This is a genomic window from Thioalkalivibrio sp. K90mix, from assembly GCF_000025545.1.
GTDB lineage: Bacteria > Pseudomonadota > Gammaproteobacteria > Ectothiorhodospirales > Ectothiorhodospiraceae > Thioalkalivibrio.
On record NC_013889.1, the window covers coordinates 2,177,137 to 2,192,073 of the forward strand.

Genomic DNA, 14,937 nt, shown 5'->3' on the forward strand with positions numbered 1-14,937 from the left:
CACGGTGCGCACCACCGTTTCAGGCACTGCGTCACAAAAATATGGCGCTCGACCCTGGCCCGCGCCAGAGGGACGCTATTCAATCCCTAGAACAAGTCCGCCCACTCCGTCAGGGCAAACCAGATCACGTAGCCCCCGTAGAGAATCAGGAAAATGATGCTGAGGATGGTGATCGGGCGAAAGCCCTTCACCCGCACCTCGTAGGAGACATCCTCGCCGCGTGCTCGCCGGCGCCGCACCTCCAGCCAGCGCGATACCCGCCACCAGACAAACAGCAGGATCAGGACAACGGTCAGGAACTTCAGCATCGCGGTTCATTTCCTCGCACGGGACTGAGGGAAACACTGATCAATGTACACGCTCGCGCTCGAGTCGCTTTTGCGTGCGTTTAATGCGCGGCGACTGCCGTGCAGTCATTCTGCACAAGGGAGCCGCAACGCCGTTCCCGCGCAAAAGCGGCCGAGCCCCTTCGGGGTTGGTACCCCAGGTTCCGCGATCCTGCGTTGCACCGCTTGCGGCTAGAACCACTACCCGCTGCACGCCGCGCCTTGTCTCGGAAAACCTGGGGTACCAACGCGAGTGTGCACATCGATCAGTGTTTCCCTAGGGGAGTCGCTGAACGCGACACTACCCGAGAACGCCACCCGCCGCATCGTCATCCCACCGCAGCACCCCACTTCGCCATCCCTGCCACAGCACAGCGACGAGCCGGGATCTCCATGGCCATGCACTACCCTAACGCCCGAGATCCCGGATAACCGCTCTGCGGTTTCCGGGATGACGACACAGAAGCTAATAAACGGCGTCCCGTATTGCCCGGGTCCCTGTGGGAGCCTGCTTGCAGGCGAAGCCCCTGCCAGCCCCGACCCTGCCTACCCGCGCCGCTTCGTATGCCGCGTGGCCGGCGCATTCCATGGATCCTCCGGCCAGGGGTGTTTTGGATAGCGCCCCTTGAGCTCGCGGCGCACGTCGGGATAGCCGTTCTCCCAGAAGCTCTTCAGATCCTGGGTGACCTGCACCGGGCGCCGCGCCGGCGACAGCAGGTGCAGCACCAGCGCCATGCGGCCGCCCGCTACCCGGGGTGTCTCGCCCAGGCCGAACAGCTCCTGCAGCTTCACCGCCAGCACCGGGGGGTCCTGCGTGTAATCAATGCGATGGGCGGAACCAGAGGGGACCTCGATCCGCGCCGGCGCCTCCCGCTCCAGTTGCTGCTGGTGATCCCAGTCCAGCCGCGCGCGCAGGATCGCTGCGAGGTCCAGCCGCTCCAGATCCCGACGCCGTGTGATCCCGGCCAGATACGGCCCCAACCAGTCCTCAAGGGCCCTCAGCAGCGCGGTGTCGCGCAGATCCGGAAAGCCGCCCTCGGGCATCGCCTCGTGCAACAGCTGGATGCGCGCGCGCAGCTGGGTCGCGGTGTCATCCCAGGGCAGCAGCGCAAGGCCCTCGCGGCGCAGCCGTTCGCACCAGCGCGGGATGGTGGCGGCGGGGTCGTCCAGCGCGACCATCTGCCGCTCCACCACCAGCGTGCCGATCCGCCGGACCCGCGCGTTCTCCAGCCGTGCGCCATCCTCCACCCAGTCGCAGCGCGTCTCGCGATGGAAGAGTTCCGGGGCCTCCTGCTCCAGTGCGGCCAGATCCAGCGCCACCGCACAGCGGATGCGCGCCTCGCGGTCGGCATCCGTGCAGTCCACCGCGACCAGGTAGTCGGTATGCGCCAGACGCTCGCGTTCCGGCAGCCACGCGCCGCGACCGTTCCCCATCACAAAGCGCCCGGCCGCCTCGCCGCGACGCCGCGCGATGCGCTCCGGCCAGGCCAGCGCCGCCAGCACGCCCAGCGCCGAACTTTCGTCCAGCACTGCTTCCGTGCCAACGGGGCGGCCCCCGACGCGTGCCAGCGCCTGCTCCAGACGCCGCAGACCGGATGGCCAGGCCCGGCCACCCGAGCGGCGCGCGCGCTCCAGGCGCGCGCCCAGCTCCAGCGGTGGCTCCGGCCCGGCCACGCCGGGTTCTTCCACGGCTACCGCCAGTTCGCAGGCCAGGCGCGCCAGCCCCCGCTCCCGGCCCCGCAACAGCATATGCGCCAGACGCGGGTGGGCCGGCAGGCGCAGCAGGGCCTGCCCGTGCCCGGTCACCCGCCCGTCGGCATCCACCGCGCCCAGCTCCGCAAGGACCGCCTGTGCGGAGGCCAGGCCCTGCGCGGGCGGCGGCTCCAGCCAGTCCAGCTCGGCCACCGCCTCGCCCCAACCGGCCAGTTCCAGGGCCAGCGGCAGCAGGTCCACCTGCTGCATCCCCGGGGTGGCATAGTCCGGGCGCGCGACCTCGTCGGCCCGCGACCACAGGCGGATCGCCACCCCTGACTCAGTGCGCCCGGCGCGCCCGGCCCGCTGCTCGGCGGCAGCCTTCGAGGCCGGCCGCGTCACCAGTCGCGAGAGCCCGGTCGCGGCATCGAAGCGCGGCTCGCGGGAAAGCCCCGTGTCGATCACCACGCGCACGCCCTCGATGGTCAGGCTGGTCTCGGCGATATCGGTCGCCAGCACCACCTTGCGCTCGCCCGCCGGCGCCGGGCGCACGGCCCGGGCCTGCTCCTGGGCCGATAGCCGGCCGAACAGCGGTGCGATACGCGCGGGGCCGGCAGGCGTGTCCACCCCCTCGCCCAGGCGCGCGGCCACTTCGCGGATCTCGCGCTCGCCGGGCAGGAAGACCAGGATCGAGCCCGGCTCCACCGCCAGCGCGTCCCGAACCGCCTGTGCCACACCGTCGGCCAGCGGCGCATCCTTCGCCGTTGGGGCATAACGGACCTCGACCGGGAACTGCCGCCCACGGGCGCGCAGCACCGCAACGGCATCTGCCTCCGGGCCGGCCAGCAGCCGGGCCACGGCCTCGTCGTCGAGGGTCGCCGACATCACCACGATGCGCAGCTCCGGGCGCAGCAGCCGACGCACCTGCAGGGCAAAGGCCAGCGCCAGCTCGGCCTCCGGCCGGCGCAGATGGAATTCGTCGAAGACCACCGTACCAACCCCTTCCAGCAGCGGGTCGCCCTGGATGCGCCGCAGGAACAGGCCATCGGTCACCAGCTCCACCCGGGTGCGCTCGGAGACCTTCTGCTCGTCGCGCACGCGGTAGCCGACCGTCTGCCCGGCCGATTCGCCCAGCTGCCCCGCCATATAGGTCGCCGCCATGCGCGCGGCCAGCCGGCGCGGCTGCAGCACGATCACGCGGTCCTCGCGGTTGCAGGCGGCCAGATGCAGCGGGACGCGGGTGGTCTTGCCGGCACCGGGCTCGGCCACCAGCACAGCGGCACCGCGCGATTCCAGCGCAGCATCCAGGGGATTCAGGAGATCTTCCAGCGCCCGGGCCTGCGGCGCCTCGCTCGGATCTTTACTCATCTACTGCGGTCAGTTCTCGACCACACGCGTACCCGCCTGCACACGATCCCCCGGGCGGGTGACCACACGCTCGCCCGCCTCCAGGCCCTCGAGGATCTGCGTGGCGAAGCCCGAGCGCCGCCCCACTTCGACCCGGCGTGGCTCGGCACGGCCGTTCTCGACCACGAACACCGACCACTCACCGCGGTCGCGGAACAGCGCGCTGGTCGGAACCTGCAGTACCTCATCTCCTTCCCACAGCAGGAACTCGGCCTCCACGCGGTAGCCCACCGCCAGCCCGGCCATGCGCGCCTCCACCGCGTCGAGGTCGAGGATCACCGGTACGCGCTGCTCGTCCACGCCCAGCGCGGAGATCCTGGTGAAGCCGAACGGCTGCACCCGGCGTACGGTGCCTTCCAGCTCGGCATCGCGGCCCCAGTCGGTCAGGCGCACGCGCATGCCCGGCACCACGCGCACCGCGTCCATCGACAGCAGGTCCACCTGCACCTCCAGGTCATCGAGATCGCCCACGACCAGCACCGCCTCGCCGGCCCCGATCGTGCCCTCGCAGCAGCGATAACGCTCCAGCACCACGCCCGAGACCGGCGAGCGTACGGACAGGGTCTCGGTCTCGGACTCGGGCATCTGGCCGCTGGCAATTTCCAGCACGATTCGCGCACCCTCAATTTCGCTGCGCGCGACCTCCACCGCGGATTCGCCGGCCCGCACCGCCGAACGTGCGCGGTCGCGCGCGGTCTCCATACGCTCCACCTCGGTGGCCGACACCGCCCCGCGCTCGAACAGCTCCTGGTGCCGGCGATACTCGGACTCGGCGAAGCGGGCCTCCGCCCGCAGGTTCTCGAGATTCGCCTCGGCGCTTTGCAGGCGCGACCGCGCGGCGGCGAGGTTCTCGCGCGCCTGCTCGCGCGAACGCACATCCAGCGCCGGGGTCGGCAGCGGTTCCATGCGGAACAGCGTGTCGCCAAGCTCGACCGCGTCGCCCTCCTCCAGCTGCACGCGATGCAGGAAGCCCGCGATCGGTGCCGAAACGGTAAAGGTGTCGCGCAGCCGCGTGCGGCCTTCCTCGCGCACGGTCTCCTCGAACGGGCCGGCCTCGACCGTGGTCAGCGATACCGGCACCGGCTGCGGGCGCAGCGCCCACACCAGCGCGGCCACCCCCGCCAGCACGATCAACCCAACCGTGATTCGCTTTTTCATCGCCATAGGCTCAGTCTCGCAAATCCCGCCATCCGGCGCTTCCCCCTCATCGCCCGGCACGCCGATATACAAGGTGCCACCCTCGATTACTAGCCGACTTGTGGCTGGTCCTGGTTCATCCTCCGGTGTTTACGGTGGCTTCGGTCCACCGACTGCCAAGCGCTCACTCGCGAGCGCACCGCGAGGTACTTCTTTGCTCGTGCAAAGAAGTACCCAAGAAACACGCCCGACTGCCGCGACCCCGGCCCGCTGCGCGGGCCGGGGTTTCCCTCGCTCCGAGGGTTTTCGCGGGCGGCGCTGAAACTCGCTTCGCTCAGACAGTCAGCGCCTCTCTTCCCGCGAAAACCCTCTCCACTCGGCGCGACGACAACGGGGGGCAAGGTCAAGACAACGGCCGTCCCGATGGTCTTGCCAGTGGGGGATGGCTAGGTCTTCCGGCATCTGGGCACACTCGGCCTTTGGCCATAGCGTGCCGCGCCCGCAAGCGGGCGCCGGGGGCTTTCAGGCGGTGATGCCTATGGTTAAGCGCAAACGTGGGGACACGTTCGGTTTTGACCTTCGCCTCCCGTATGGAGCCCCTTGCGGAAGGGTTCTCGGGCCGGGAGAAGGCGCTGGATGTCTGAGCGAAGCGCAGCGTAGCGAGTTCAGCGCCGCCGGCCCGAGAGCCCTGGAGCAAGGTTCCCGGGCGGAATCCGGGTGCGCCTCGACGGGTACTTTCTTGGGCAAGCAAGAAAGTACCTCGGGGCGCGCTGGCGAGTCAGTCCTCGGCAGTATGTGGCCCGGAGGCACGTAAACACCGGATGCAGAACCAGGGCCAGCCACAACAAGGCAGGCGGCCAGCCGAAGCCCCCAAAGGCTGCTGAGGACTACTCCGCCGCCTTCAGGGCCTGCACGCGGTCGAGCTGCTGCAGGCGCCGCCAGGCGAGGAAGGCGGTCAGGCCGGCCGCGACCAGGATGCCCAGCGCGGCGAAGCCGTAGGCCTGTGACGTAATCACAAATGGCACGCGCATCAGGTCCATCGCGAAGGCCTGGTTCAGCAGCCAGGCGAACCCGGTGCCGGTCAGCCAGGCGACCGGGATCGCGGCGAAGGTGAGCACCGCGATCTCGCCCAGCAGGATCCAGCTCACCTGGCCGCGCGAATAGCCGAGCACCTCCAGCGTGGCCAGGTCACGGGCGCGCTCGGCATAGGTGATGCGCGCATTGTTGTAAGTCACGGCGAAGGCAATGGATACCGCCAGTGCAACGAATACCAGCGCGAACACGATGATGGTCTCGCCGATGTACTCGCGGATGTTGCGCTCGGCCTCCGCGATCAGACCGACGCTGGCGACCCGCGGGCGATCGGACAGGCTGCGGAACAGAGCCTCCTCCTGTGCGCGGTCGGTCAGCAGCCAGGCCCCGGAGACGGCCGGCCCCTCGCCGATCAGGCGATTCAGCGCCGGGCGGTACATGTAGGCGCCGACGCCGATCGGCTCCTCCACCACGCCGGCCAGCGGCACCGTGACGGTGCGGCGGCGGCCCTCCAGGATCTCCACCTCCACCGGGTCGCCCACGCGCAGCCCGAGCTGTTCGGCCAGGTAGTCGGTCAGCAGGATGCCCTCCTCGGGCAGCCGGCCGCGCCCGCCCGCCATCGGCAGCTGCCGCAGGCGCGGCGCGGCGTCCAGCCCCAGCAGGCGCACGCGCTCCTCGCGGTTCACCCCAACCAGCCGCACCGGCACCGCGCGGAAGGTCTCCACCGCCAGCACGCCCGGCTCGTGGCGCAGCTCGCCGGCCGCGCGCGCCGGCACGGGATCGGTGAACTGCAGATCGATGTCCATCTGCAGGACCTGCCCGTACTGGGTGTCCAGCATCTGATCTACCGCGTTCAGCTGGTAGGCGCCCATCAGCAGCAGCCCGCCGGACAGGCCGATGCCGATCACCGACAGCAGGGACTTGAGCCGGTGGCGCGCCAGGTTGCGCAGGATGATCCGGGTCGGCTGGTCGATTGCCCGCCAGGCCGCCGAGCGCTCCAGCCAGCCGCGATGAAAACGCTCCGGCGCCGGTGGACGCATGGCCTCGGCCGGGGCCATGCGCACCGCCTGCCAGACCGCGCGGAAGGTGCCGAGCATCGCCGCGCCCATCGCCACGGCCACCGCCAGCACCATCACCCAGGGCTGCAGGCGAAAGCTCATCTCCGGGAAGCGGAAGTACTCGGCATAGATGCCGGCCAGGCCCTGCGCGGCCCAGGCCCCGAACGCGAGCCCCAGCACGCAACCCGCCAGCACGATGCCCCCGGTCAGCAGGCCGTAGTGCGCGGCAATCGCGCCGTTGCCGTAGCCAAAGGCCTTGAGCACCGCGATCGGCTCGCGCTGCGAGCGGATGATGCGCCCGACCACGACGTTCAGCAGAAACGCCGCAACCGCCAGGAAGATGGTGGGGAGGATCGCCGCCTGGGCGCGCAACTGGGTCAGCTCCTCGGACAGGAAACGGTGCGAGAACTGGTCCTCGCGCCCGTAGGCGCCCAGGCCACCGTAGCGGGCCAGCGCGCGGTCCATTGCCTCGATTACGGGCTCCGGGTCGGCGCCCGCTTCCAGACTCACGGCGACGGAGTTGAACGCCCCTTCCATGCCGTAGGCGGCGGCCAGCGCGCGGCGGTTCATCCACAGGATGCCGTAGCGCTCGTAGTCCGGCAGCAGGTCGGTGGGGCTGATCTGGTAGACGAACTCCGGCGACAGCGCGATGCCGCTGATCTGCAGGTCGGTCAGGCGGCCGTCGATGATCGCGCGCAGGGTATCCCCGCTGCCCAGTCCGTGCGCCTCGGCGAAGGCCTCGCTGACGACCACCTCGCGCTCGCGCCCGGGCTCGGGCAGCCGGCCCTCGCGCAGGTAGAGCCGGTTCAGCAGCGGCTCACCCCCGTCCGGCAGGGAGAGCATAGTGCCCCGGATCGGGTCGTCGAAGCCGGCGACCTCCAGACGCACCGGGGCCTGTACGCGGGTCTCGATCTGGTTGATGCCTGGCGCATCGCGAAAGCGCTCCACCGCACTCTCCGGCGCGCGCGTGATATCCGCGAAGACGTCGGCAAACTGATATTCGGAGTAGAAGCGTTCCTTGGTGATGGTCAGGGCGTCGAGGCTGGTGACCGCGATCACCAGCGTCATCACGCCGCTGGCGATCACCAGCGCGATCGCGGCCGCCTGCCCCTTCAGGTGGCCAAGGTCACGCAGGATCTTGCGGTTCAGGGCGCGCATGAGACGCGGTCGGTGCTGCTACCAGTGCAGCGAGGAGGGAGACTGGCGAGTGGCATTCTCATGGATCTCGCTCACGCGACCGTCGCTCAGGTGGATCACGCGATCGGCCATCTCGCCGATCACCGCATTGTGGGTAATGATCGCCACCGTCGTATCCAGGCGTTCATTGATGTGCTGCAGCACTTCCAGCACGCGAATACCGGTCTTCGAATCCAGCGCGCCGGTCGGCTCGTCACACAGCAACACCGCCGGCTGCTTGGCGATCGCGCGGGCGATGGCCACCCGCTGCTGCTCGCCGCCGGAGAGCTGCGAGGGGAAATGGTCCATGCGGTCCTCCAGCCCGACCAGCGCGAGCGCCTCCTCCGGTGGCATCGGGTCGCGCGAGATCTCGGTGACAATCGCCACGTTCTCGCGCGCGGTCAGGCTGGCGATCAGGTTGTAGAACTGGAACACGAAGCCGACATGGTCGCGACGAAAGGCCGTCAGCGTGCGCTCGGAGGCCTGCGCCAGGTCCTGGTCGCGGTAGCGCACCTCGCCCTCGGACGCGGTATCCAGCCCGCCCATGATATTCAGCAGCGTCGACTTGCCGGAGCCCGAGGCCCCCAGCATCACCACCAGCTCGCCGGTGTAGAGCTCCAGATCCACCCCGCGCAGGGCATGGATGGTCACCTCGCCCATGCGGTAGACCTTGGTCACCCCCGCCGCGCGAAAGATCACCTCCCGCGTGGCCGCGGGGGCCGGGGACGCGCTCATGCGGGTGCGGCCACCACGTGCGTGGTCGGCGGCGCCGAGGCCCCCGGCTCGGGCGCGCTTGGAAGGATGCCGCCTTCGCCGTCCAGGCTCATGGACCACAGGCTCAGCAGCAACAGCAGAATAATCAGGATCGGAATCAGTACGCGCGGATTCATCAATCGCACTCTCGGTCGCGGGAATAGCCCCATGCTGCCACAAAGCCCCTGGCACAACGTGGCGATCGCCGCCCAGAACCACCCGAGCCCGCCGCACAGCCAGCTTCACCCGATTGCCACGGCCCCTGCGGGGCCTCGCAATGACGACTTTTTACGGCGTGTTCGACCTCGTCATTGCGTACATGGACGCCCCCGGTTTGCCAAGCGTTTGAGTAGATGGTTTCGGGGCGACGATTGCTCCCGTACATTCGGACTGCGTGTGCGGCTTTCATTCGCCACGGTCCCGGATGGATTCCGCGGGTGGAGGGTCCCAGCGAGGTCGCGCACTCGAGGTGCTTCGCAATGATCGGACTGGCCCCCACCGGGATCGCTCCCGTTGCCATCATGCTCAATCGCTTGCGCAATCGAGGGTTGGGTACGTAATAACGCGTTCGCTTCTCCGTTTTTTCAGGCTTACGCGGCGGCGCCGCGTAAGCCGGGGTCAAACGTCCGGTCATGGGCCATCAGGGCCCAGACCGTGCGGGCATTCTTGTTGGCCAGGGCCACGGTGGCCACGTTGGAACCGCGCCGCTGGCGTAACCCTTCGAGCCAAGGGTCGCCGCCCTCGCCGCGGCGCTGATCCGCCAACAGGGCGGACCGCGCCCCGTGGATCAGCAGCATGCGCAGGTAGCGGTCGCCGCGCTTGCTGATCCCCAGCAGGTTCGACTGGCCGCCACTGGAGTGCTGCTTGGGCACCAGCCCCATCCAGGCGGCCAGCTGGCGACCGTTCTTGAAGTGCCGGGCATTGCCGATCGCGGCGACCAAGGCGGTCGCGCTGATCGATCCGATCCCCGGGATCTCGGCCAGGCGCCGGCTGACTGCATGACTTCGATGCCAGGCCTGGATCTGGCGCTCCTGTTCCTTCACGGCCTGGTCCAGTCGCCGCAACTCGTCGAGCCGGTCGGCCAGCAGCGTGCGGAACAGATCCGGCAAGCCGTTCTCCGCGTCCTCCAGGATCCCCGGGAGCTCGCGGAACAGGGTCGTCATCCCCTGGGGCACCACGATCCCGAACTCAGCCAGCAAGCCGCGCAACTGGTTGGCCTGCGCGGTGCGCGCCTTGATCTGGCCCTCGCGCACCCGGTGCAAAGCCAGTACCGCCTGCTGGTCGGGCGTCTTGATCGGCACGAAACGCATGTTCGGGCGGGTCACCGCCTCACAGATCGCCTCGGCGTCCGCCCGGTCGTTCTTGTTCGTCTTCACGTAGGGCTTCACGAACTGCGGCGCCATCAGCCGCACCTCGTGCCCCAACGCCTGCAACTCACGGGCCCAGTAATGGGCACTCCCGCAGGCCTCCATGCCCACCCGGCACGCCGGCAGCTGCGCCAGGAACGCAAGCAGCTTCTTCCGCGTGATCGCCTTCGAAAACACCTTCCGGCCCTGCGCATCCACGCCGTGGACCTGAAACACGTTCTTCGCGAGATCAATGCCGAGTGTTGTAACCTGCATCTGGACGCCTCCGTCGCTTCGAGTGAGAGTTCACACCCCCACTCTGGCACATCGCGATGCCGTAATAGGGCGGGGGCGTCCATTCCATTGAGGAGACGAAGGCGACGTAGCAATCGCTGAAATCGAGCGCAAAGCCAGCGCGGCCCCAGTACCCGACACCCCCCCGATTTGTTGTTTTGCGCCCAAATATTTACCCTATGCCCACCGTCCGGCCTGCCGCAGACGCGCCGAGCATCCCGAAATCGCGCGCCGCAGAGCCGTTTTGGCACCGCGATCGGTGCCATGCCAACCCGTTTCAACAACGCAAGGAGTCAACATGTCCGCACTCATCTGTGGGTCCATCGCGTACGACACCATCATGGTGTTTCCCGACCGCTTCAAGAACCACATCCTGCCGGACAAGGTGCACATGCTGAACGTGTCTTTCCTGGTCCCGGACATGCGTCGCGAGTTCGGTGGTTGCGCCGGTAACATCGCCTACAACATGAAACTGCTGGGCGGCGACCCCACCATCATGGCCACCGTCGGCGGCGACTTCGCCCCCTATGCCGACTGGATGGACAAGCACGGCATCTCGCGCAAGCACATCAAGGAACTGAACGACACCTACACCGGTCAGGCGTTCATCACCACGGACCAGGACGACAACCAGATCACCGCCTTCCACCCGGGCGCGATGGGCTTCTCGCACCAGCAGAAGGTCACCGAGGCCGACGGCATCAAGGTCGGCATCGTCTCCCCGGACGGCCGTGACGGCATGATCGAGCACGCCCAGCAATTCGCCGAGGCCGGCATCCCGTTCATGTTCGACCCGGGCCAGGGCCTGCCGATGTTCGATGGCGACGACCTGAAGCGCTTCATGGAGCAGGCGACCTATGCCGCGTTCAATGACTACGAGGCGCAGCTGACCGCCGACCGCACCGGCCTGAGCCTGGAGCAGATGGCCGAGATGGTCGACGCGATGATCGTCACCCGTGGTGGCGAGGGCTCCGACATCTACACCGGCGGCAAAAAGATCACCATCCCGTCGGTCGAACCGGCCGCGATCAAGGACCCGACCGGCTGTGGCGATTCCTATCGCGCCGGCATCCTGTTCGGCCTGGAAAAGGGCTATGACTGGGAGACCACTGGCCGCATCGCCTCGCTGATCGGCTCGATCAAGATCGCCCACTCCGGCACCCAGAACCACCACTTTACGCCGGAAGCGTTCGCCGACCAGTTCGAAAAGGCTTTCGGCTACCGTTACTAAGCGACCTCACGCTGCCCCGGGCACCCCGCCCGGGAACGCAAAAGGCCCGGCCCGAGTTTCCTCGGTCCGGGCCTTTTTATTGGTTTATTGCGCCCCGTAGGAGCCTGCTTGCAGGCGAATGCCCCTGCCTGCCCGCGTCCGATTCTGGCGGGAGCCTCGCCTGCAAGCAGGCTCCTTGTGTCTTGCGGTTCACGGATCGCTACCATGAACCGTATTGGGCTCGGGTAACCCGTCAGGCTCCTGAGGTCACGAACCTGTTCTGTAGATTGGCCCCGAGTCCTTTCTCATCTCGAAGTTTGAACGGTATCCAAGACCCCCCTCCGTGACGGACGGGTGAGGCTGTACGGACAAGGCGAGAGGACGAGATGGCTCATATTGGCGTTGATGTTAGCAAGAACAAGCTCGACTGCATGTGGGTCCGGGATCTGGAGGCGGGCAAGGTGAAGCCCAAGGTGTTCCCGAACCGCCAAGACCAGTACCGGGAGCTGCTGCACTGGCTCGAGCGCAACACCGGCGAGACCCCCGAGGGGCTCCATGTGTATCTGGAGGCCACTGGCATCTACCACGAGCCGCTGGCGTACTGGCTTCATGATCAGGGGGTGCAGGTCCACGTGCTGAACCCGGCCCAGGTGCGTTCGCATGCCAAGGGCATGGGGGTGCGCAACAAGACCGACCGCAAGGACAGCATGATGCTGGCCCGCTACGGCATCGAACGCGCACCACGGCGCTGGCAGCCCGAACCGCCGGAGGTGCGGGAACTCAAGCGCCTGCTCAGCCGCCTGGAGGCTCTGGAACAGGATATGCGGCGCGAAGAGAACCGCCTGGAGAAGGCGCGTTTCAGTGAGGACACCCTCGCTCAGGCGTCGATCGACAACGTCCTGCAGGCCCTGCGTGAGGAACACCGTCGGCTCCAGCAGCAGATCGACGATCACTTCGACGCCCATCACCACCTGAAGCGGGATCGGACCTTGCTGGAGAGCATCCCCGGCATCGGCCGCGTGCTGTCGGCCTCGATGACCGCAGCGCTGCGCAGCCGCGCGTTCACGAGCGCTCGACAAGCGGCGGCGTTCCATGGGCTGGCGCCGGTCCTGGAAGAATCGGGGGCCACGGTCCGGCGGCCCTCGCGGTTGGCAAAGATCGGTTCCAGCCGACTGCGCAAGGCGCTCTACATGGCGGCGGTGGTGGCGACCCGGTACAACCCGGACGTGCGACACCAACATCAACGTCTGCTGACACGCGGCAAGGCCAAGATGTCGGCGATCGGGGCGGCCATGCGCAAACTCCTGCACATCGCCTTCGGTGTGCTCAAATCCCAAACCCCGTATCAAGCCCGCCATGAAACCCCTTGCACCCCGTAGGGCAAGACGGTATCTACGGGGGGTTAGCCAAAGGTCAGTCGCGCTGGTAGGTACCAACCAGCCGGTTCATGCCGATCACGTGGGGTTCGGCACGATCCAGGAATTGCCAGAGCGTGAGGCCGGCGGGGAGCTGCAGATCGCGGTCCAGCGCCAGCAGCCAGAAGAAGTAGTGGTGTTTGCTGTGGCCCTCGGGCGGCATCGGGCCACCGTAGCCGGTGCCACCAAAGTCGTTCTCGCCGACATCGCCCAGCGTGGCCGCCTCAGGCAGGCCGTCGGTATCCGGCGGCAGGTTGTACAGCACCCAGTGCACAAAGCCGTAGGTGCCGGACTTGATCAACGGGGCATCCGGATCATGGCAGATGACGGCCAGCGAACGCGTTTCCCGCGGGAGGTTGCTCCACTTGAGCGCCGGCGAGGTATCCTCGCCTTCGCCCGTATGGCGCTTCGGGATCGGCTGGCCAGGGCCGAACGCGGAACTGGACAGCTGCAGGTCGGACAGTGCAAAACCCATCGCCAATCTCCTGATCAATGCGTACCCGCCACCCTAACGCGCGCCCCGGGCCCACACCAACCGGTTGCAGCCGCCCGCCGTCACGCGGATCATCGAGGGCATGCTGAATGCCGTAAAACGCTGGCTGGGCCGAGAAGATCCCCTGACCGGGGCTGCACGGGCGATCGACCGCGGCCGCTCGGGAATCGAGACCGTGCTGGGCCTGCCACACCGGCTCGCCGTGCCACTGTTACGCCGCCACTTTGGCGAGGCGGTTCACCCCTCCGACGAAGAATTCCGCGAGACGGGCCAGAACGGGTACTGGTCCCTGCCCGCGCCCGGCTCGGAGTTCGAAGTGCGCCTGTTCGGCGACGATACCGGACGCATCACCGTCGGTACCGTCCGCGGTACCAGTATCTATGCGGGCCTGGTGGTGATCAGCGAATGGTCGCCGGAACACCCCGTCGCCGTATGGCAGGTGCGCCTGGAAGAGTCGGCCACGGAGTCCGCCCGGACCCTGCACGACTTCCTTCTGGGTGACACCTCCTCGTAACCCCATCGAGCCACCGCAGGATGCACGATCACGAACAGTCGATTTCGCTGGTACTGGGCAGCGGTGGCGCCCGGGGCCTGGCCCAGATCGGGGTCATCCGCTGGCTGGAGGAGCACTCCGACTACCGCATCCGCTCCATCTCGGGCGCTTCCATGGGCGCACTGATCGGCGGCATCTACGCAGCCGGCAAGCTGGATATCTACGAGGACTGGGTCAAAACCTTGCGCCGCCAGGACGTCTGGCGGCTGCTCGACTTCTCGTTCCGCGGTGCCGGGCTGATCCGGGGCGACCGCCTGATCGGCAAACTGCGCGACATGCTGGGCGACATCGACATTGAGGAACTGCCGATCTCCTTCACCGCTGTCGCGACCGACATCGAGCGCGAACGCGAGGTCTGGCTGAACTCCGGCTCGCTGTTCAACGCGATTCGCGCCTCCATCGCCATCCCCACCGTGTTCACTCCCGTGCGCCATCGCGGCCGCCTGCTGGTGGATGGCGCCCTGCTAAACCCGGTCCCCATCGCGCCGACCCTGAACGACCACACCGACATTACCGTGGCCGTGAGCCTGAACGGACGCATGGGAGACGAACTCACGCGCGTCACCCGCCCCAACGCCTTCGACGACGTCGACGCCGAAAAACTGGGGCGCAACCGCCTGAATCAGCGGCTGCAGGGCGTATTGCCGGACCGGGTCGGCGGCTGGCTCCAGGACTGGCCAGGCAGGCTTGGCCTCGGCTCCACCACCGCCGGCATGAGCCGCGCCCAGGAGGCCCGGGCGCTCAGCCTGATCGACGTGGTCTCCCACTCCATCGAGGCCATGCAGGGCTCGATCGCGCGCTTTCGCATCGCCGCCTACAACCCCGAGTACCTGATCGAAGTGCCGGTCAACGCCTGCGGCATCTTCGACTTTCACCGCGCCCGCGAGATGATCGAACTCGGCTACCACCTCGCCGAACGCAGCCTGGGCAACCAGGACCCGTCGCCCCGCCCCCTGTAGGAGGCCAGCCCTCTGGCCGATAGGGTTTTGCCGGCGCCGAATCGGCCAGAGGGTGGCCTCCTGCAACGGAAGAGAGAACGTTGTCG

Annotated in this window: 12 protein-coding genes; 4 read left to right on the forward strand and 8 right to left on the reverse strand. The window is 67.8% G+C overall.

Annotation, left to right across the window (positions count from 1 at the left end; translation table 11 throughout):
- Positions 1–86: 86 nt before the first annotated feature.
- From TK90_RS10335 to TK90_RS10360, 7 genes are all read right to left on the reverse strand, one after another.
- Positions 87–308, reverse strand: coding sequence for a hypothetical protein (locus TK90_RS10335; protein ID WP_012983426.1), 222 nt, complete (start codon positions 306–308; stop codon positions 87–89).
- 564 nt (positions 309–872) lie between these two features.
- Entirely contained in the window at positions 873–3,386 is a 2,514-nt protein-coding gene (gene hrpB / locus TK90_RS10340) for an ATP-dependent helicase HrpB (protein ID WP_012983427.1), read from the reverse strand.
- A gap of 9 nt (positions 3,387–3,395) precedes the next feature.
- A complete protein-coding gene (locus tag TK90_RS10345; protein ID WP_017925784.1) occupies positions 3,396–4,589 on the reverse strand; it encodes an efflux RND transporter periplasmic adaptor subunit in 1,194 nt (397 codons plus the stop codon).
- Between the two features lie 860 nt (positions 4,590–5,449).
- Positions 5,450–7,810, reverse strand: a complete 2,361-nt coding sequence (locus TK90_RS10350) for an FtsX-like permease family protein (protein ID WP_012983429.1) — start codon at positions 7,808–7,810, stop codon at positions 5,450–5,452.
- An 18-nt stretch (positions 7,811–7,828) separates the two neighbouring features.
- The gene (locus tag TK90_RS10355; protein ID WP_012983430.1) at positions 7,829–8,563 is read right to left on the reverse strand and encodes an ABC transporter ATP-binding protein; all 735 of its coding nucleotides are present in this window, start codon (positions 8,561–8,563) and stop codon (positions 7,829–7,831) included.
- On the reverse strand, positions 8,560–8,718 hold the full coding sequence (locus TK90_RS15270) for a hypothetical protein (protein ID WP_012983431.1): 159 nt from the start codon (positions 8,716–8,718) through the stop codon (positions 8,560–8,562). The genes TK90_RS10355 and TK90_RS15270 overlap by 4 nt, the downstream gene beginning before the upstream one ends.
- A 453-nt stretch (positions 8,719–9,171) precedes the next feature.
- The gene (locus TK90_RS10360; RefSeq protein WP_012983403.1) at positions 9,172–10,203 is read right to left on the reverse strand and encodes an IS110 family transposase; all 1,032 of its coding nucleotides are present in this window, start codon (positions 10,201–10,203) and stop codon (positions 9,172–9,174) included.
- 316 nt (positions 10,204–10,519) lie between these two features.
- On the opposite strand from TK90_RS10360, the gene TK90_RS10365 reads away from it, so the two are divergent.
- Entirely contained in the window at positions 10,520–11,452 is a 933-nt protein-coding gene (locus TK90_RS10365; RefSeq protein WP_012983432.1) for a carbohydrate kinase family protein, read from the forward strand.
- A 365-nt stretch (positions 11,453–11,817) separates the two neighbouring features.
- Positions 11,818–12,810, forward strand: a complete 993-nt coding sequence (locus TK90_RS10370) for an IS110 family transposase (RefSeq protein WP_012982455.1) — start codon at positions 11,818–11,820, stop codon at positions 12,808–12,810.
- Between the two features lie 34 nt (positions 12,811–12,844).
- On the opposite strand, the gene TK90_RS10375 is transcribed toward TK90_RS10370, so the two are convergent.
- A complete protein-coding gene (locus tag TK90_RS10375; RefSeq protein ID WP_012983433.1) occupies positions 12,845–13,321 on the reverse strand; it encodes a YbhB/YbcL family Raf kinase inhibitor-like protein in 477 nt (158 codons plus the stop codon).
- 100 nt (positions 13,322–13,421) lie between these two features.
- Here TK90_RS10375 and TK90_RS10380 point away from each other — a divergent pair, with 100 nt between their 5' ends.
- Together TK90_RS10380 and TK90_RS10385 are read left to right on the forward strand one after the other, a co-directional pair.
- The gene (locus TK90_RS10380) at positions 13,422–13,853 is read left to right on the forward strand and encodes a hypothetical protein (RefSeq protein ID WP_012983434.1); all 432 of its coding nucleotides are present in this window, start codon (positions 13,422–13,424) and stop codon (positions 13,851–13,853) included.
- A 20-nt stretch (positions 13,854–13,873) separates the two neighbouring features.
- Positions 13,874–14,851, forward strand: coding sequence for a patatin-like phospholipase family protein (locus TK90_RS10385; protein ID WP_012983435.1), 978 nt, complete (start codon positions 13,874–13,876; stop codon positions 14,849–14,851).
- Positions 14,852–14,937: the final 86 nt, after the last annotated feature.

Coding starts and splice junctions, on each gene's coding strand:
- TK90_RS10335 (WP_012983426.1), bottom strand. CDS start 308: ATGCTGAAGTTCCTGACCGTTGTCCTGATCCTGCTGTTTGTCTGGTGG.
- hrpB (WP_012983427.1), bottom strand. CDS start 3,386: ATGAGTAAAGATCCGAGCGAGGCGCCGCAGGCCCGGGCGCTGGAAGAT.
- TK90_RS10345 (WP_017925784.1), bottom strand. CDS start 4,589: ATGGCGATGAAAAAGCGAATCACGGTTGGGTTGATCGTGCTGGCGGGG.
- TK90_RS10350 (WP_012983429.1), bottom strand. CDS start 7,810: ATGCGCGCCCTGAACCGCAAGATCCTGCGTGACCTTGGCCACCTGAAG.
- TK90_RS10355 (WP_012983430.1), bottom strand. CDS start 8,563: ATGAGCGCGTCCCCGGCCCCCGCGGCCACGCGGGAGGTGATCTTTCGC.
- TK90_RS15270 (WP_012983431.1), bottom strand. CDS start 8,718: ATGAATCCGCGCGTACTGATTCCGATCCTGATTATTCTGCTGTTGCTG.
- TK90_RS10360 (WP_012983403.1), bottom strand. CDS start 10,203: ATGCAGGTTACAACACTCGGCATTGATCTCGCGAAGAACGTGTTTCAG.
- TK90_RS10365 (WP_012983432.1), top strand. CDS start 10,520: ATGTCCGCACTCATCTGTGGGTCCATCGCGTACGACACCATCATGGTG.
- TK90_RS10370 (WP_012982455.1), top strand. CDS start 11,818: ATGGCTCATATTGGCGTTGATGTTAGCAAGAACAAGCTCGACTGCATG.
- TK90_RS10375 (WP_012983433.1), bottom strand. CDS start 13,321: ATGGGTTTTGCACTGTCCGACCTGCAGCTGTCCAGTTCCGCGTTCGGC.
- TK90_RS10380 (WP_012983434.1), top strand. CDS start 13,422: ATGCTGAATGCCGTAAAACGCTGGCTGGGCCGAGAAGATCCCCTGACC.
- TK90_RS10385 (WP_012983435.1), top strand. CDS start 13,874: ATGCACGATCACGAACAGTCGATTTCGCTGGTACTGGGCAGCGGTGGC.